Annotated in this window: 19 protein-coding genes; 10 read left to right on the top strand and 9 right to left on the bottom strand. The window is 72.3% G+C overall.

The annotated features are described in order from the left end of the window. The first annotated feature begins 35 nt into the window (after positions 1-35). The 3 genes from MUU72_RS07860 to MUU72_RS07850 are packed head-to-tail and all read left to right on the top strand — an operon-like array spanning position 36 to position 2,541. On the top strand, positions 36-365 hold the full coding sequence (locus tag MUU72_RS07860; RefSeq protein ID WP_248012407.1) for a WXG100 family type VII secretion target: 330 nt from the start codon (positions 36-38) through the stop codon (positions 363-365). Next, on the top strand, positions 362-1,690 hold the full coding sequence (locus MUU72_RS07855) for a WXG100 family type VII secretion target (protein WP_248012406.1): 1,329 nt from the start codon (positions 362-364) through the stop codon (positions 1,688-1,690). Before MUU72_RS07860 ends, MUU72_RS07855 begins: the two co-directional genes overlap by 4 nt. Next, a complete protein-coding gene (locus MUU72_RS07850) occupies positions 1,690-2,541 on the top strand; it encodes a hypothetical protein (RefSeq protein ID WP_248012405.1) in 852 nt (283 codons plus the stop codon). Before MUU72_RS07855 ends, MUU72_RS07850 begins: the two co-directional genes overlap by 1 nt. Positions 2,542-2,707: 166 nt before the next feature. On the opposite strand, the gene MUU72_RS07845 is transcribed toward MUU72_RS07850, so the two are convergent. Continuing rightward, the gene (locus MUU72_RS07845; RefSeq protein WP_248012404.1) at positions 2,708-4,411 is read right to left on the bottom strand and encodes a beta-N-acetylhexosaminidase; all 1,704 of its coding nucleotides are present in this window, start codon (positions 4,409-4,411) and stop codon (positions 2,708-2,710) included. A 501-nt stretch (positions 4,412-4,912) separates the two neighbouring features. On the opposite strand from MUU72_RS07845, the gene MUU72_RS07840 reads away from it, so the two are divergent. From MUU72_RS07840 to MUU72_RS07820, 5 genes are all read left to right on the top strand, one after another. Further along, entirely contained in the window at positions 4,913-5,344 is a 432-nt protein-coding gene (locus MUU72_RS07840; RefSeq protein ID WP_248012403.1) for a 2-oxo-4-hydroxy-4-carboxy-5-ureidoimidazoline decarboxylase, read from the top strand. Between the two features lie 182 nt (positions 5,345-5,526). Next, on the top strand, positions 5,527-5,907 hold the full coding sequence (gene sdhC, locus MUU72_RS07835; protein WP_016574684.1) for a succinate dehydrogenase, cytochrome b556 subunit: 381 nt from the start codon (positions 5,527-5,529) through the stop codon (positions 5,905-5,907). 6 nt (positions 5,908-5,913) lie between these two features. Continuing rightward, positions 5,914-6,393: a succinate dehydrogenase hydrophobic membrane anchor subunit gene (locus MUU72_RS07830; RefSeq protein ID WP_248012402.1), complete on the top strand. Its 480-nt coding sequence runs from the start codon at positions 5,914-5,916 to the stop codon at positions 6,391-6,393. A gap of 32 nt (positions 6,394-6,425) precedes the next feature. Next, positions 6,426-8,180, top strand: a complete 1,755-nt coding sequence (gene sdhA / locus MUU72_RS07825) for a succinate dehydrogenase flavoprotein subunit (protein ID WP_248012401.1) — start codon at positions 6,426-6,428, stop codon at positions 8,178-8,180. Beyond that, positions 8,180-8,953 (top strand): succinate dehydrogenase iron-sulfur subunit, encoded by a 774-nt coding sequence (locus tag MUU72_RS07820; protein WP_248012400.1) that lies wholly within the window; start codon positions 8,180-8,182, stop codon positions 8,951-8,953. Before sdhA ends, MUU72_RS07820 begins: the two co-directional genes overlap by 1 nt. An 80-nt stretch (positions 8,954-9,033) precedes the next feature. On the opposite strand, the gene MUU72_RS07815 is transcribed toward MUU72_RS07820, so the two are convergent. Further along, the gene (locus tag MUU72_RS07815) at positions 9,034-9,471 is read right to left on the bottom strand and encodes a MerR family transcriptional regulator (protein WP_248012399.1); all 438 of its coding nucleotides are present in this window, start codon (positions 9,469-9,471) and stop codon (positions 9,034-9,036) included. A 74-nt stretch (positions 9,472-9,545) separates the two neighbouring features. Between MUU72_RS07815 and MUU72_RS07810 the strand changes: the two genes are divergently transcribed. After that, positions 9,546-10,367: an alpha/beta fold hydrolase gene (locus tag MUU72_RS07810; RefSeq protein ID WP_248012398.1), complete on the top strand. Its 822-nt coding sequence runs from the start codon at positions 9,546-9,548 to the stop codon at positions 10,365-10,367. A 22-nt stretch (positions 10,368-10,389) separates the two neighbouring features. Here the strand turns inward: MUU72_RS07810 and MUU72_RS07805 are convergent, their stop codons facing one another. The 4 genes from MUU72_RS07805 to MUU72_RS07790 form a co-directional block, all read right to left on the bottom strand. Further along, on the bottom strand, positions 10,390-10,899 hold the full coding sequence (locus MUU72_RS07805) for an FBP domain-containing protein (RefSeq protein WP_248012397.1): 510 nt from the start codon (positions 10,897-10,899) through the stop codon (positions 10,390-10,392). A 171-nt stretch (positions 10,900-11,070) separates the two neighbouring features. Continuing rightward, entirely contained in the window at positions 11,071-12,552 is a 1,482-nt protein-coding gene (locus tag MUU72_RS07800; RefSeq protein ID WP_248012396.1) for a hypothetical protein, read from the bottom strand. 60 nt (positions 12,553-12,612) lie between these two features. Beyond that, positions 12,613-12,924 (bottom strand): hypothetical protein, encoded by a 312-nt coding sequence (locus MUU72_RS07795; protein WP_248012395.1) that lies wholly within the window; start codon positions 12,922-12,924, stop codon positions 12,613-12,615. 168 nt (positions 12,925-13,092) lie between these two features. Next, positions 13,093-13,854: a serine hydrolase gene (locus MUU72_RS07790; RefSeq protein ID WP_248012394.1), complete on the bottom strand. Its 762-nt coding sequence runs from the start codon at positions 13,852-13,854 to the stop codon at positions 13,093-13,095. 101 nt (positions 13,855-13,955) lie between these two features. On the opposite strand from MUU72_RS07790, the gene MUU72_RS07785 reads away from it, so the two are divergent. Then, the gene (locus tag MUU72_RS07785; protein ID WP_248012393.1) at positions 13,956-14,102 is read left to right on the top strand and encodes a hypothetical protein; all 147 of its coding nucleotides are present in this window, start codon (positions 13,956-13,958) and stop codon (positions 14,100-14,102) included. A gap of 34 nt (positions 14,103-14,136) precedes the next feature. Here the strand turns inward: MUU72_RS07785 and MUU72_RS07780 are convergent, their stop codons facing one another. Genes MUU72_RS07780 through MUU72_RS07770 form a run of 3 tightly spaced genes read right to left on the bottom strand, consistent with a single transcriptional unit; the run spans position 14,137 to position 15,826 of the window. Beyond that, positions 14,137-14,874, bottom strand: coding sequence for an isocitrate lyase/PEP mutase family protein (locus MUU72_RS07780; RefSeq protein ID WP_248012392.1), 738 nt, complete (start codon positions 14,872-14,874; stop codon positions 14,137-14,139). Beyond that, a complete protein-coding gene (locus MUU72_RS07775) occupies positions 14,871-15,320 on the bottom strand; it encodes a carboxymuconolactone decarboxylase family protein (RefSeq protein ID WP_248012391.1) in 450 nt (149 codons plus the stop codon). The genes MUU72_RS07780 and MUU72_RS07775 overlap by 4 nt, the downstream gene beginning before the upstream one ends. 5 nt (positions 15,321-15,325) lie before the next feature. Then, positions 15,326-15,826 carry a carboxymuconolactone decarboxylase family protein gene (locus tag MUU72_RS07770; RefSeq protein WP_248012390.1) on the bottom strand — a complete coding sequence of 167 codons (501 nt, stop codon included), beginning with the start codon at positions 15,824-15,826 and terminating at the stop codon, positions 15,326-15,328. Positions 15,827-15,860 lie beyond the last annotated feature (34 nt).

The raw sequence follows: 15,860 nt of genomic DNA, 5'->3' as shown, positions 1-15,860 counted from the left end.
GCAGTGAACCTGATGGTAAAGCGCTTGGGGGGATCGTGGCTGCTTCCGGCTTCGATGTGGACACGCATCAGCTGAAGAACGAAGCACCGAAATTCAACAGGGAGTCAGCCGCTTTGGCAAAAGCGGCCGAGAAGCTGAAGCACGCGCTCGACGGGCTCGGGGAGCCTTGGGGGGACGACGAGCAGGGGAAGAAGTTCGAAGATGTCTACGGCCCTCATCGCACCCGGATCGAGCGCGCAGCCCATGCGCTGGTGCAGGGCCTGGAAAGCATCGGCACCTCCCTGAAGGACATGGCTGACAACCACGAGGAAGCGGATCGCTCCAACGCCTCGGGCTTCACGTCGCAAGGCGGCGGTGCCCATTGAGTGCCGCAGACAAGGCCAAGGAAATCGTCCAGGACCTCACCGGCATGTGGTGGCCGCAGGGTGATGAGGACGAGCTCCGGGAAGCCGCTCGCGCCTGGCGGACATTTGCCGATGACGTCAAGGACATCACCTCTGCCGCACACAAGTCCGCACAGGACGTCATCGACACCAACAAGGGAAAGTCGATCGAGGCGTTCGCCGCGTTCTGGAAGAAGTACCACGGCGGGAGAAAGGGGTATCTGGACGACCTCGCGTGTGCCGCGGAGGACATGGCCAGGGCGCTGGATAAGTTCGCCGACCAGATAGCCGAAGCGAAGAAGAAGATCGAGCACGAGCTGGAGATCGCGGGCGCGGTCCTGGTCGCCGGCACGGCGCTGGCCCTCTTCACCGGCGGCATGAGCGAGGTCGCGGCCGCGGGGGCCACCGAGGCGATCGTCGCGGCGGCCGGCACGGCGGGCGTCGCTGTCTCCGCCACCATCACCGAGATCGCCGGCACCGTCCTGGCCACCGCCGCCATCGGCGGCCTCAGTGCCGTCACGGTGGACGTGGTCGTCGCCCAGGGCGGCCGGAACCTTCTCGGGGACCAGCACGGCATCAATGCCGCCGAGGCCAAGGACGCCGGGGTGTCCGGCATGCTCCTGGGCGGCGCCCTCGGCGGAACCGCCCGCGGCGCCCAGGCCGTCGCGGACGCCGGCGGCGTCAAGAACGTGCTGGGCGCCATGAAGCTGACCAGCGTGGGCAACCTCAGCGTCCCACTGCCCGGCTTCCCCATGCAGCTGCCCAACCTTGGTGGCCCGCGCCTGGCGATGGCCGCCGAAGGGCCGGTCGGCCCGACTGGCCAGCCGCTGATGCGCACTCCTCAAGGTGGCGGCGGGGGAGGCCGTGCGACGTGGCCGGCTTCGGACACCATCCCCGGTCCGGCGAGAGGGAAGACCCTTCGCGCACCCCACCCCAGGCACACCCTGGCAGGTGCGAAGAGCGGGGAGGTCAAAGCGGAAAACAGCCTCATCCTGCCGGAATACAAGCAGGCCGTGAACAATGACATCGCCGAGATCGCCGCGGGGAACGCGAAATGGGACCACGTGTCCCAGAGGTACGAGATCAACGGACGCACATATGGCGTCGAGGACACCGGAACCGTCTTCCCCGATTCCGGTCCTGGCATCGTCAACCTCGATCGGATCGCATACGATGCGCTTAAGCAGATCACACGCGTGGATGGCGATGTCAGCAAGCTCGAAAAACTCTTCAGCAATGCACCGAAGTTCAAGAACAACCCGCAAGCCGTAGAAAAGGCTCTGGAACTCTACAGGACCTATCACTGATGACCTATAACCTGATCACCACCGGCCAGGATCTCCCGGCACGGCTTGCACCTGTCCTTGCCGAGGTGTTCGGCCTCTCGCTTGGCGATGTTGACGTGTCGGAGGAATCCGACTTCGATTCCCGGAACTGGGACGCCGAAGTCACCTGTGAATACGCAGCGGTTCGCGGTGACCTGAACTGGTCGGTGAGCATCTACGCGACGGACGCCGTACGGTCGCACCCTTCGGAGGAGACGCTTGCGCTGAAGGTGGCACGGTCGCTTGGCGTGGCGGTTCTCTTCCCGGGAACGGAGACCGTCCCCAGTGTCTGGCGAGTTGCCACACCGCGGGGCGGGCTCACGCACGCACGTGTGACCGAGCCTGAAAGCGAGTCGGAGGGGCTGACGGTCGAAGCCGTCGAAGAAGCCATTCCGGAGTTTCCCCGCGCGACCGTCACCAAGTTTTCCGACATCATCAAAGAGTTTCAGCTTCCCTGCAAGGTCACCGATGCGTATCTCCCCGAAGGGATCGCGGAGGGCCTCCGGGAAGTGCGCGCTCTGCTCGTGAACTGGGAGCGACTCACCGTTCGCATGACAACGGACTGGCCCCCATCGGCTTGGTACCCGGCTTCCCTGTACGTGGAGGACCTTGAGCTGCGCGATCATCTGGACGGAGCGCTCGACCAGTTGCCTGCGGGCGAACGGCAGGCCGCCGAGGAAGCCCTTGCAAAGATCGACCAGACGTACCGCGGCCTCACCGTTGAAGATGGCGGCGAAAATCTTTCCCGGGCCGCGGGCGTGCCCATCGCCGGCCGTGCGTGGTACTGGCACCGGCGCCCGATGAATCCTCCGTGGGACCACCCCCGCGCATAGCCGCGGCGCCCCAGCTCTCTTCATGCCCTGTTCCCCGCCTCAGCGGCGAGGCGCGATGAGGCGGGGAAGAGGGGGGTGCCGCGCGGTGAGGGGGCTGGCCCTGACGCGCGAGAGCCGGCCGGGGACGGGGGCCCCGGCCGGCTCTCGCGGGTTTGCGTCCGGGAGTTCAGAGCCGGTTCGCCAGTGCCCTGAAGTCCGGCCAGGGGAGGGCGGGGGTGCGCGGGTCCCAGGATTTCTGGGCCAGGGCGGCGAGCGGCACCTTGATGCCGGCCGCGATCTGCTGCGGGGTCTGCGCCTGGGCGTGGTCGCACCAGACCGCGAACCGCCCGCCGGGGATGCGGTCGGGCCCGGTCTGGCCGGGCGGCGCGGAGACCGGCGAGGTGCCGCGCAGCACCCGCGGGGTCCAGCTCTTGTAGATCCGTTCGCCGGTCGGGTACGTGAAGTTGTTGGGCTCCCCGAGGACGTAGTAGAGGAACTCGTCGTTGAGGTTGAGGACGGTGCGGCCCTCGCGGAGGTACTCGGCGGGATCGCGGGCGCCGATCTCCTTGCCGGTCCAGTAGGCGACCGTGCGGTTCTTGTCGGCGGTGACCTTGCCGCTGGCGAAGAAGCCGTCGTTCCACGCCTCGATGCGGGTCTTGCCGGCCGCCTGGACGGTCTTCTGCCGGTCGTTGAGCCAGCCGGTCGCCAGGTCCTTGATGGTGGCGCCGGAGCCGTACTTGTCGCGCGCGGCCTTGGCGAGCTGCGGGTAGGACGCCTGGGGGTCGCGGGCCATCAGCGCCTGGTACTCGTCGCCGCCGAGGTGCCAGTACGGGCCGGGGAAGAGCTGCGCGAACTCCTTGAGCAGCGAGTCGACCAGCGCCCCGGCCTGCGGCTTGGAGATGTCGATGGCGCCCCGGAGGACCTTGCCGGAGGCGTTGCGCAGCTGGAGGTCGGGGTAGTGGTCGAGGACCGCGCCGAGGTGGCCGGGCGAGTCGATCTCGGGGATCAGGGCGACGTGCAGGCTCTGCCCGACCTTGATCAGGTGCCGGACCTGGTCCTTGGTGAGGTGGTCGGCGGAGACGATCTGGGGGTGGCTGTCGCTCTGGATGCGGAAGCCCTGGTCGTCGGAGAAGTGCAGCTGGAGCTGGTTGAGCTTGAGGTCGGCGAGCTGCCGGATGCGGTCCTCGATCCAGGCCGCGGTGAACGGCTTGCGGGCGTTGTCGAGCATCATGCCGCGTTCGGCGCGGTCCGGGCGGTCGGAGACGGTGCCCTCGGGGAGGCCGCCGGCGGTGCGGACGGCCTGTTTGACGGTGCGGGTGGCGTAGAAGATCCCGGCGTCGGTGGGGGCGGAGAGGGTGAGCCGGCCGCCGCGCGCGGTCAGGGTGTACGCCTCGTCGGCGGTGCCCGCGGCCGGGGCGTTGTCGGGCCGGCCGGTGCCGCCGGTGAGGTCCACCTCGATGTCACCGGGGCGGACGTCCTGCTTTCCCCAGACCACGGCGAGCCCGCCGAGATCCTTGGCCATGAGTTGCGCTTCGTCGGCGGCGGTGCTCTTCTGCCCGCCCGGTACCACGATCCGGGCGCCCTTGGTCGGCCGCCAGCCGTTTCCGGTCGCCGGCCGGAAGTCCCGTACGGCGGGGACGATGCGCGGCGGGCCGGTCACCTTGGCCCAGCTGGGAATGGGCGCGGCGGGGCTGGACGAGCTGGGGGCGGCGCCCGGGGGCGCGGAGCCGGCGCCCTGGGAGCAGCCGCCGAGGGCCAGCGCGGCGGCCAGCGCCGGGACGGCCAGCAGTGCGCGGCGGCCGGGCCGGCCGGCGGGCGGGCCGGCCGGGGACGGGGGCTGCCAGGAGGCCGAGGGCCGCGGGGGAAGCGGCGGCCGCATCGGGTTCGACATCGTGCAATCCTCACTTTTCGGGGCGAAGGTATTGCCAGAGCGGGGAGCGGAGTGTCCATCGGGCGCGCGAAAGCTCTCTCATCCGGGTGAAAATCGCGCATCCGTCGGACAGTGGCCGACAGGCGTCGTTAGCGTGGCCTCACCGTCACTCACTCCCTTCCGGGTCGCGTGGACCGCCGGGAATCCGCCGGGTGCCACCTCATGTGACGCATCGCCACTTCTGTCTTCACTTCCGTACGTATCAGACTTTTCATCCGTTTCGTCCCACACGCCTCTCCGGATTCGTCAGTCCACCCCTCCCCTGCACCGAAACCCCCCTTCCGCATCCGTCCGTCCCCGCCGCCCGAGGAGCCCACGCTGTCCGGTGACACCCCGGCCACCCGTCCGCTGCCACGGCCCCGCCCGCACGCCCCGGGGCGCGGCATACCGGCACGGGACCCGCGCACCCCGCCCCCGGCGCCCGGCCTCGACCGCCTCAACACCCTCCCGCACGAGCAGGCCGTGGCCGCCCTGCTGACCTGCTGCGCCTGCCCGCGCTGGGCCGGCCGGCTCGCCGACCACCGCCCCTACCCGGACGCCGCCGCGCTCCAAGCCGCCGGTGACGAGGCAGGCTACGACCTCACCCCGGCCGAGCAGACCGCGGCGCTGGCCCAGGAGCCGCCCGCACCGCTCCCGCCGGCCCGCCCCGGCCCCGGCACCCTCGCCGCCCACACCGCGCTGCGCGCCGCGCACGCCGCCTACGAGCGCCGCTTCCGGCACGCCTTCGTCATCTGCCTGGACGGCTACCACGACGACGAGCTGCTGGACCAGACCCTGCACGCGATCCGCACCCGGCTCGCGCACGAACCGGACGAGGAGCGGTCGGTGGCGGCGGAGGAATTACGGCGGCTGGCCCGCGCCAGACTGGGGCGACTCGCGGTGAATTGTCCTTGATGGACCCCTTCGTGCTTGTGTGATAGCCCGTTGGTGCCTGTTTGATCACACCTAAGGCCCCCCGCGCGAGGAACCGACAGGGCGTCGATACGATGACGAGCGGCCGGTGGACCGTACCCGGCCGGGCCCGACCGACAGAGAAGCCGGCGCGGCCCTAGTCCCCGCTCCCGGAGGGTTCTTCCGTGCCGGCTGGAACGCTGTACCGCGGCCGGGAAGGCATGTGGTCCTGGGTGGCTCACCGAGTCACCGGCGTCCTCATCTTCTTCTTCCTGTTCGTACACGTCCTCGACACCGCTCTCGTACGTGTCTCCCCCGACGCGTACGACAACGTCGTCGCGACCTACAAGACGCCGATCGTCAACGTGATGGAGTACGGCCTGGTGGCCGCCATCCTCTTCCATGCGCTCAACGGCCTGCGCGTCATCGCCGTGGACTTCTGGTCCAAGGGCCCGAAGTACCAGAAGCAGATGCTGTGGACCGTCGTCGGTGTCTGGGTCGTGCTGATGGCCGGTGCCTTCTACCCCGTGCTCCAGCACACGCTGCGCACGCTGTTCGGGAGCTGACGCGAGATGTCTGCTGAATCCACCACCGCGGGCGCCACCGCCGCGGAGAACGTCGCGCTCTACGACGCGGACAACCCCGCCCCCGTCATCGAGGCGCCCCGCAAGCGCACCCGCAAGACGCCCCGGTCGACCCGGACCAACTTCGAGCTGTACGGCTGGCTGTTCATGCGGCTGTCCGGCATCGTGCTGGTCGTCCTGGTCCTGGGCCACCTGCTGATCCAGCTGGTGCTGGACGGCGGCGTCTCCAAGATCGGCTTCGCCTTCGTGGCCGGCCGCTGGGCCTCGCCGTTCTGGCAGGTCTGGGACCTGCTGATGCTGTGGCTGGCCATGCTGCACGGGGCCAACGGCCTGCGCACCGTCATCAACGACTACGCGCAGCGGGACAACACCCGCTTCTGGCTCAAGATGCTGCTCTACACCGCCACGGTGTTCACCGTCCTTCTGGGCACGCTGGTGATCTTCACCTTCGACCCGAACATCCGCTAGGCCCCGGGCTGAGGGACTGAGGTATTCCACCCATGCAGATCCACAAGTACGACACCGTCATCGTCGGCGCCGGCGGCGCCGGCATGCGCGCCGCCATCGAGGCGACGAAGCGCAGCCGCACCGCCGTGCTGACCAAGCTCTACCCGACCCGCTCCCACACCGGCGCCGCCCAGGGCGGTATGGCCGCGGCCCTGGCCAACGTCGAGGACGACAACTGGGAGTGGCACACCTTCGACACGGTCAAGGGCGGTGACTACCTGGTCGACCAGGACGCCGCGGAGATCCTGGCGAAGGAGGCCATCGACTCGGTCCTGGACCTGGAGAAGATGGGCCTGCCCTTCAACCGCACGCCGGAGGGCCGGATCGACCAGCGCCGGTTCGGCGGCCACTCCCGCAACCACGGTGAGGCCCCGGTCCGCCGGTCCTGCTACGCCGCGGACCGCACCGGCCACATGATCCTCCAGACGCTGTACCAGAACTGCGTCAAGGAGGGCGTGGAGTTCTTCAACGAGTTCTACGTCCTGGACCAGCTGATCACCGAGGTCGACGGCGTCAAGCGGTCGGCCGGTGTGGTCGCCTACGAGCTGGCCACCGGCGAGATCCACATCTTCCAGGCGAAGGCCGTGATCTACGCCTCCGGCGGCTGCGGCAAGTTCTTCAAGGTGACCTCCAACGCGCACACCCTGACCGGTGACGGCCAGGCCGCCGTCTACCGCCGCGGGCTGCCGCTGGAGGACATGGAGTTCTTCCAGTTCCACCCGACCGGCATCTGGCGGATGGGCATCCTGCTGACGGAGGGCGCCCGCGGTGAGGGCGGTATCCTCCGCAACAAGGACGGCGAGCGCTTCATGGAGAAGTACGCGCCGGTCATGAAGGACCTCGCCTCGCGGGACGTCGTCTCGCGCTCCATCTACACGGAGATCCGCGAGGGCCGCGGCTGCGGTCCCGAGGGCGACCACGTCTACCTCGACCTGACCCACCTGCCGCCGGAGCAGCTGGACGCCAAGCTCCCGGACATCACCGAGTTCGCGCGCACCTACCTCGGTATCGAGCCCTACACGGACCCGATCCCGATCCAGCCGACCGCGCACTACGCCATGGGCGGCATCCCGACCAACGTCGAGGGTGAGGTCCTGGCGGACAACACCACCGTCGTGCCCGGCCTGTACGCGGCCGGCGAGGTCGCCTGCGTCTCGGTGCACGGCGCCAACCGCCTGGGCACCAACTCGCTGCTGGACATCAACGTCTTCGGCCGCCGGGCCGGTATCGCCGCGGCGGAGTACGCCGCGACGGCCGACTACGTCGAGCTGCCCGAGGACCCGGCGGCGCTGGTCGCCGAGCAGGTCGAGCGGCTGCGGAACGCCACCGGCGGCGAGCGGGTCACCGAGATCCGCAAGGAGCTCCAGGAGACCATGGACGCCAACGTCATGGTCTTCCGCACCGAGCAGACCATCAAGACCGCGGTGGAGAAGATCGGCGAGCTCAAGGAGCGCTACAGGAACGTGGCGATCCAGGACAAGGGCAAGCGCTTCAACACCGACCTGCTGGAGGCCATCGAGCTGGGCAACCTGCTCGACCTGGCCGAGGTCATGGCGGTGTCCGCCCTGGCCCGCAAGGAGTCCCGCGGCGGCCACTACCGCGAGGACTACCCCAACCGCGACGACGTCAACTTCATGCGGCACACCATGGCGTACCGCGAGGTGGGCGCCGACGGCTCCGAGTCGATCCGGCTCGACTACAAGCCGGTCGTGCAGACCCGCTACCAGCCGATGGAGCGTAAGTACTGATGAGCACCCCGACTCTCGACAAGCACTCCGCGGCGCTGGACGCGGCCGAGACCACCGCGGCGCACACGATCAGCGTCACCTTCCGGATCCGCCGGTTCAACCCGGAGGTCTCCGAGGACGCCCGCTGGGAGGACTTCCAGCTGGAGATCGATCCCAAGGAGCGCGTCCTGGACGCCCTCCACAAGATCAAGTGGGAGCTGGACGGTTCGCTGACCTTCCGCCGCTCCTGCGCCCACGGCATCTGCGGCTCGGACGCCATGCGCATCAACGGCCGCAACCGCCTGGCGTGCAAGACGCTGATCAAGGACATCAACCCCGAGAAGCCGATCACCGTCGAGGCCATCAAGGGCCTGACGGTGCTGAAGGACCTTGTCGTCGACATGGAGCCCTTCTTCCAGGCGTACCGGGACGTGATGCCGTTCCTGATCACCACCGGCAACGAGCCGACCCGTGAGCGGCTCCAGTCCGCCGAGGACCGCGAGCGCTTCGACGACACCACCAAGTGCATCCTGTGCGCGGCGTGCACCACCTCGTGCCCGGTGTTCTGGAACGACGGCCAGTACTTCGGCCCGGCGGCGATCGTCAACGCGCACCGCTTCATCTTCGACTCGCGTGACGAGGGCGGCGAGCAGCGGCTGGAGATCCTCAACGACAAGGACGGCGTCTGGCGCTGCCGGACGACCTTCAACTGCACGGACGCCTGCCCGCGCGGTATCGAGGTCACCAAGGCGATCCAGGAGGTCAAGCGAGCGCTGATCACCCGGCGCTTCTGACCTTCCGCCCGCATCGGCACGGGGCCCCGCTTCCTTTCCGGAGGCGGGGCCCTGGGCGTTTCGGGGCCGGGCCGGGCCGGTCAGGCCGAGCGCAGGGCCATCGCGGCCAGGGCCTCGTCCTGGGCGCGCCGTTCCCGCATGGTGCGGGCGTACGCCGCCAGGGCCGCCCGGCGCTGCCGCAACTCGGCGATCTCGTCGTCGAGTCGGGCCATCTGGCGCTCGACGACGCCGCAGGAGAACGCACACGGGGTCAGGCCCGGTCCGCCCTGGGCGCAGGGCAGCAGCGCGCGGATGGCGTCGGTGTTCAGACCGGTGGCGAGCAGTTCGCGGATCCGGGTGACGGTGTCCACGGCGTCGGCGTCGTAGGTGCGGTAGCCGTTGGGGTCGCGCCCGGCGCAGAGCAGGCCGCGCTGCTCGTAGTAGCGCAGTACGCGGGTGCTGACGCCGGTGCGGCGGGCCAGTTCGCCGATCCGCATCCGGTCCGCCGGCCGGGCGCCCGTCCGTGACCCGTGCCCCATGTGGTGCTCCTCTCCCCCGCTTCCCGCGGTCCGGCTTGACCTTGACACCGGTGTCAAGCGGCAACCTTCTCGGCATGACGCAGATTCCCGTCGCACCGAAGACGTCCGTTTCCCTTCCTCCGCTGTCCACCACCGTCGCGGGTCCCGCCGGCGGCCCCGGCGTGCTGCTGGCCCACGGCGCCACCGGCTCGGTCCGGGACAACTACGGCACGCTGATCCCGGCGCTGACCGCGACCGGCCACCGGGTGGTGGCACCCGACTACCCCGGCTCCGGGGACACCCCGCGGGCCGGCGGCCCGCTGGAGCTGGACGCGCTGGCCGACGCGGTGGTCGCCGAGGCCGTCGCGGCCGGTCTGGAGACCTTCACCGCCATCGGCTTCTCGATGGGCACCGCGGTCGCGGTACGCGCCGCGGCCCGCCACCCGGAGCGGGTGCGCGGGCTGGTGCTGACCGCCGGGCTGGCCAAGGCGGACGCCCGGGCCCGGGTCTGGCTGGACCTGTGGCTGCGGCTCCTGGACCGCGGCGACTACGCGGGCTTCGCCCAGGCGCGGGCGCTGAGCGGGCTGTCGGCGCAGCGGTTCAACGCGCTGCCGCCGGCCGAGCTGGCCGCCGTCCTGGACCCGGACCCGACGCTGCCGCCGGCCGGTTCGGCCGAGCAGGCGGCGCTGGTCAGGGAGGTGGACACGACCGCCGACCTGCCCGGCATCACGGTGCCGACGCTGGTCATCGCCACCACGCTGGACGCGCTGCTGGACCCGGCCAACTCCCGTTATCTGGCGGACCACATCCCGGGCGCGCAGTACGCGGAGGTCGCCAGCGGGCACCTGCCGATGGTCGAGCGGAACGCGGAGTGGCTGGCGCTGATCGGGGACTTCCTCGCCGCCCGGGGGCTGTGAACCCCGCCGCCCGCCCCGGCCGTCAGGCGGGCTCGCCCTCCAGCACCTTGTCCAGGAAGGCGTCGAGATTCCGCACGGTGCGCGCGATCCGCTCCTCCAGCGGGATGTTCTCCTTGTGCCGCCCGGCGAGCTGGGACTGCTTGCGGCCGCGGACGTAGAGGGAGCAGGCGAGGTCGGCGCAGAGGTACGTGCCGACGGTGTTGCCCTGGCGGCCGGCCGGTCCGGCGCGGCGGGCGGCCAGCAGGCTGACGCCGGAGCCGGGGTGGCCGGTCAGGCAGACCGAGCACACCGTCGTCTTGGTGAAGCTGCGCCGCACCCCCTGCGGGACGCGCAGGGTGACGCCGATGAGGCCGTCGCCGCGGGGCGCGACCAGATAGCTGCGGTCCGGGGCCTGGGGGTCGCGCCACCCCAGGAAGTCGAGGTCCTCCCACGGCAGGCCGGGCAGGCCGGCGGGGAGGTTGAGGCGGCTCGCCTCGCCCTTGGAGCAGTTCACGAAGGACGCGCGTATCTGTTTCTCGCCGAGCGGTTCCATATCTCCGGACGCTAACAGCGGGGAGCGGGACACGTCGTCCGATTTTCGGGCGGCGGGGGGGCGGCGGGGCCCGTTCGTCGCCCCGCTCGCCCGGCTCGCCGCAGCCCGCCCCCGCGCCCGCCGCTCGTACCCGTGCCGCCGCCGGCGCTCACCGGCTCATTCGGTCCCGGCTCATTCGATCACCGGTGGCGCGATCTCCCGGCGCGGGGTGGTGTCCGGGTCGTCCTCGTCGAGGTAGCCGGGACGGCGGTCGGCGGCGCGGCCGCGCCCGCCCGGGCCGGCGGTGCCCGGCGCACCGGACGCGGCGGCCGTTCCGCCGTCGTGGCCCCGGACCGGGCCGGGGCCCGCCGCCGGGCCGTTCGCCGGGTCCGCCGCCGTGGCACGGGCGCCGCCGCGGCTGCGGTGCAGCCCGGCGCCGCCCTGCCGGCTGCCGCCCGCCGGGCCGTCCGGCTTGGCGGGCGCCACCGGGGCGGCGGGCATCCGGCCCGCCAGCGCGGCGCGCGCGGCGACCGCGTCCGGGCTGCCGGCGCCGCCCCCGGCGTTCCGCCCGGAGCCGTCCGAGCGGGCCGTACCGCCCGTGCCCCGCGCACCGGTGGCGCGCGGCGCGCCGCCCGCGATGCCGATGACGCCGGGCAGCAGGGCGCCGGCGACCGGGGCGGGCGGGGTGACCGGGGTGTGGGCGCCGGCCGCCGGTCCGGTGACGACCGGGGTCGCGGCGTGCGGCGGGGTGAGCGTGCCGCCGTGCAGCGCGGCCAGGCCGGTGGTCACCGGCCGGTCGGCGCGCGGGCTGTCGAACGCGGCCGGGACCGCGCCGCCGCCCACCCCGTTGGGCCGCTGCGCGGCGGCCGGCTTCTCGGGGGCGGGGCCGCCGGTCACCGCGACGTTCACCGGCGGCGGGGCCGGGCGGCCGGAGGGGGCGATCGGCCAGTCGCCGTCGAGCCCCTGGCCGGTGCCCTCGCGGAGCCGTTCGCCCTGGGACTCGTAGTGGGCGGCGAGTTCGTCCATCACGATGGCGGCCTCGACCTGGCGCTGCCGGGCCGGCGGGAGGCTGCCGCGGTTGAGCTCCAGCGCCATCCGGGTGTCCAGCTTGGGGTTGGCCATGTCCCGCTTGAACTGGCCCTCGTCCGCCCCGGCCGCCGCCGCCATCGGGTCGTCGGCGGCCCCGGCGAGCCGCAGCCGGGTCATCGCCTTCATCGCCTCGCGGAGGTTGTGCGCGACGCCGACCTCCGGGCCCGCGGTGCGCGAACCGATCAGTGTGGACTCGGCGTTGCGGGCGTGCTGGTAGCTGCGGTCGATCTTCGCCAGCACCTTGGCGGCCTCCCGGCGGAACGCCTGCGCCGCGGCGCCCTCCCAGTGCGCCGAGGCGTGCTCCACGGCGTCCTTGAACGCCTTGCGGATACCGCCGTGCCCGTCCTCGCCGCCCAGCCGGTCGGCGGCGGCCCGCCACTGCCGGCCGGCGGTCTCGATCGCCTCCGGACCGGCGTGTTCGATCATCGCGCGCAGCTCGGGCAGGCCGTGCTTGTGGAAGCCGGAGGGCGACCGCGGGGTCAGCCGCTGCCCCTGGAGCGACTTCAGCCGCTCCGCCCGCTCCCGTTCGTCCCGCCGGCGCGCCATCTCCGCGGCGCCGTCGCGCCCCGGCGCGGCTTCCGCCATACCGGTCCCCCTCCCTCGTTCCGCTCGTGCTCACGTCCGCCCGGGGCCGGGCGGCGGGTGTCAGTCGTGCCGCGGGTGGCGGGCGGCGTGCTCCTGGTCCTCGTACGCGCCGCGGCTGGCCTCGGTCTTCTCGCCGAAGGTGGCGATCAGCTGCTGGAGGGCGCCGAGCACCTCGGTCATGTACGCCTGCATGCCGTCGTGGGCGCCGGCGAGCTTCCGGGCCTCGGTGAAGCCCACGCCGAACGCCGCCTTCGGGATCGTCGTGCCGTATTTCACCGTCTGGCTTGGTTCGTCCATGTCGCGCTGCACATGCCGCAGCTGCCGTACGACGTTGTCCAGCTCTTCCAGGTCGACCCTGAACTGCTCGGCCATGAACCGCTTCTCCCCGTTCCCCCGCGGGCTCTCGACCACCAAGCTATCAAGCCGGCCGGGCCGCCCGTACTCCCGTTCTCCTGATACCCGTAACGGTGTGGACACGACCGTCGGGAAGCCCTCCTTCCGGCGGCAATCGCGCCGGAAGGAGCGGGATCTGACGTAATGTCAGCTACCTGCCGGACCGGCCAGGCGGTGGCGGTGGTCCCAGACCCGGGCGGAGAGGCGGGCCAGCAGGCGGGCGGCGGGGTCGCCGGTGTCCTGGCCGTTGGCGAGCGGGCCGGTGTAGCAGACCGCGAGGACGTACGGCGGGGCGTCCGGCGGGCGGACCACCGCGGCGCTGTGCCGCACCCCGTCGACCCAGCCGTTCTTGCTGGCCAGCCGGGTGCCGGGGGGCAGTCCGGCGGCCAGGTCCACGGCGTGCGCGTTGTCCTCCAGCCGGGCCAGCACCGCCGGCTCCAGGGAGGCAAGCAGGCGGAGCAGGTCGTGGGCGGTGACGGTGTTGTCGATCCCGGCGGCGCGGGCCGCGGCGTCCTCGATGCCGCGCGGGCTCCCGGACGCGGCGGACGCCCCGGCCCGCCGCCACACCTCCGCCACCGCCTCCGGGCCGACCGCGGCCGTGCACAGGCTGGTCGCGAGGTTGGACGAGTGGCTGACCATCCGCGCGGCGAGCCAGCCGAGCGGCGCGGTGCGGCCCAGCAGCTCCCAGGGCGCGGGGTCGCTGTCCTGCGCGGGATCGTGCGCGTACGTCCCGCCGGCGGCCGAGCGGAAGCGGTTGACCACCGGGATCTCCCGGTCGGGGGCGAGACCGCTGCGGTGGACGGCGGCGAGCACGGCGACCTTCATGGTGCTGGCCGCGTAGTGCGGGACGTCGGCGTTCCGCAGCAGCACCGGCGGCCGCCGCCAGGGGGCCAGGGCGAGGGAGAGCATGCCCCATGGTAGGCGGGGCGGGCGCCGGACCGCCGGGCGCCGGGTGCGGACCGCCGGGCGCCGGGTGCGGACCGCCCCAACGGGCTGCGGGCGGACGGGCGTTGACCGTACGAGGGGCGCGGCGGTCCGTCAGCGTGCTGGGCAGCTACCAGCCCGACAACGTGCGGCGCGGCCTGCTGGCCGTGCTCGGCGGTGTGCTGATCCTCGTGCTGGGCGGGTCGGTGCTGGTGCACCTGCTGGTCCCCTGACCCCGCCCGGGCCCACCGGCCGCGCCGCGGCCGCTCACGGTGCCGCGCCCTCCCGGAGCCGTTCCGCGACCGCCGCCAGGGCCGTCGTCGCGCCGCGCTGGAGGCCGCCGCCGAAGGTGATCCGGGTGGCGCCGAGGGCGCCCAGTTCGCGCGGGGCCGGGCCGTCCGCGGTGGCCAGCGCGTTGAGCGGGAGCGGGGCGGCGGCGGCCAGCTCGGGGAGCAGGGCGGGCGGGGCGAGGATCGGGTAGAGGCAGTCGGCGCCGGCCTCGGCGTAGCGGCGGGCCCGCTCCAGGGCGGCGGCGGTGCCGGTGCCGCCGCGCAGGAAGGTGTCGATCCGGGCGTTGATGACCAGTCCGTCGCCCGCCGCGGCGCGGACCGCGGCCAGCCACTCGGCCTGCGCGCCGGGGTCGCGGAGGGCGCCGGTGGCGTGGTCGGAGTCCTCCAGGTTGCAGCCGGCCGCGCCGGCCTCGGCGAGCCGGCCGGCCAGCTCCGCGGCGGACAGCCCGTAGCCGGCCTCCACGTCGGCGGTCACCGGGACGTCCACCGCCCGGACGATCCGGGCGATGGCGGCGAACATCTCGCCGGCCGGGGTGGCGCCGTCCGCGTAGCCCAGGCTGGCGGCGATGCCCGCGCTGGGCGTGGCCAGGGCCGGGAAACCGGCGTCGGCGAAGACCCGGGCGGAGGCCGCGTCCCAGACGGTGGGGAGGATCAGCGGGTCGTCCGGGCGGCGGTCGTGGTGGAGGGCGCGCAGCGCGGCGGCGGGGGCGGTCACAGCTCCTCCCCGGGGGGCTGGCGGACGGTGACGTTGGCGCGGTTCCAGTTGTTGATGGCGACGATGACGGCCAGCAGGTGGGCGAGTTCGGTCTCGGTGAACTGGGCGGCGGCCCGTTCGTAGACCGCGTCCGGGACGAAGCCGTCGGTCAGCACGGTGACCGCCTCGGTGAAGGCCAGCGCGGCGCGCTCCCGCTCGGAGTAGAGGCCGCCGGCCTCCTCCCAGACCGGCAGCAGGTCGATCCGCCGCTGGTCGACGCCGGCCTCGCGGAGGTTGGCGACGTGCATGTCGACGCAGAACGCGCACGCGTTGAGCTGGGAGGCGCGCAGCACCACCAGCTCGCCCAGGACCGGATCGCCCAGCCCCTTCTTCGCCGCCTGCGTCAGCCGCAGCTGCGCCTGGTAGAAGGCGGGCACGGTGCTCCAGAACCGCATGCGGTGGCTCATCGCGCTCACCCCTGGCCCGGCGCGAGGCGGGTGGTCACGCCGAAGCGGTTCCAGGCGTTGATGGTGGTGATCAACGCGATCAGCTGGGCCAGTTCGGTCTCCTCGAAGACCGCCGCGGCCCGCTCGTAGACCGCGTCCGGGACGAAACCGTCGGTCAGGACGGTGATCGCCTCGGTGAGGGCCAGCGCGGCCCGCTCCCGCTCGGTGTAGTAGCCGGCGGCCTCCTCCCAGGCGGGCAGGAGGGCGAGGCGCTCCTCGGTCTCCCCGGCCTTGCGGGCGTCCGCGGTGTGCATGTGGAGGCAGAAGGCGCACTTGTTGAGCTGGGAGGCGCGGACGTTGACCAGTTCGACCAGGGTCGGGTCGAGGCCCTTCTTGGCCGCCGCGTCCAGCCCGATCATGGCCTTGTAGACCTCGGGGGCGAGTTTGGCCCAGCGCATCCGGGGGCCGTGGGCGTGGCCGGCTGCGGCCGCTGTCCCCTGTGCCGCGTTCGTCGCATCGTTCGTCATGCTCCCGACGCTACGGCCTGAGTGGCGCAGCTGT

Source organism: Streptomyces rhizoryzae, from assembly GCF_023155275.1.
GTDB classification, from domain to species: Bacteria; Actinomycetota; Actinomycetes; order Streptomycetales; family Streptomycetaceae; genus Streptomyces; species Streptomyces rhizoryzae.
This window is presented reverse-complemented; position numbering and strand designations above follow the sequence as displayed.

Bases quoted from the DNA above. Each gene is read 5' to 3' on its own strand.
- MUU72_RS07805 (WP_248012397.1), bottom strand. From the start codon at position 10,899: ATGGAACCGCTCGGCGAGAAACAGATACGCGCGTCCTTCGTGAACTGC.
- MUU72_RS07815 (WP_248012399.1), bottom strand. From the start codon at position 9,471: ATGGGGCACGGGTCACGGACGGGCGCCCGGCCGGCGGACCGGATGCGG.
- MUU72_RS07830 (WP_248012402.1), top strand. From the start codon at position 5,914: ATGTCTGCTGAATCCACCACCGCGGGCGCCACCGCCGCGGAGAACGTC.
- MUU72_RS07850 (WP_248012405.1), top strand. From the start codon at position 1,690: ATGACCTATAACCTGATCACCACCGGCCAGGATCTCCCGGCACGGCTT.
- MUU72_RS07770 (WP_248012390.1), bottom strand. From the start codon at position 15,826: ATGACGAACGATGCGACGAACGCGGCACAGGGGACAGCGGCCGCAGCC.
- MUU72_RS07800 (WP_248012396.1), bottom strand. From the start codon at position 12,552: ATGGCGGAAGCCGCGCCGGGGCGCGACGGCGCCGCGGAGATGGCGCGC.
- MUU72_RS07820 (WP_248012400.1), top strand. From the start codon at position 8,180: ATGAGCACCCCGACTCTCGACAAGCACTCCGCGGCGCTGGACGCGGCC.
- MUU72_RS07790 (WP_248012394.1), bottom strand. From the start codon at position 13,854: ATGCTCTCCCTCGCCCTGGCCCCCTGGCGGCGGCCGCCGGTGCTGCTG.
- MUU72_RS07775 (WP_248012391.1), bottom strand. From the start codon at position 15,320: ATGAGCCACCGCATGCGGTTCTGGAGCACCGTGCCCGCCTTCTACCAG.
- MUU72_RS07795 (WP_248012395.1), bottom strand. From the start codon at position 12,924: ATGGCCGAGCAGTTCAGGGTCGACCTGGAAGAGCTGGACAACGTCGTA.
- MUU72_RS07810 (WP_248012398.1), top strand. From the start codon at position 9,546: ATGACGCAGATTCCCGTCGCACCGAAGACGTCCGTTTCCCTTCCTCCG.
- MUU72_RS07845 (WP_248012404.1), bottom strand. From the start codon at position 4,411: ATGTCGAACCCGATGCGGCCGCCGCTTCCCCCGCGGCCCTCGGCCTCC.
- sdhA (WP_248012401.1), top strand. From the start codon at position 6,426: ATGCAGATCCACAAGTACGACACCGTCATCGTCGGCGCCGGCGGCGCC.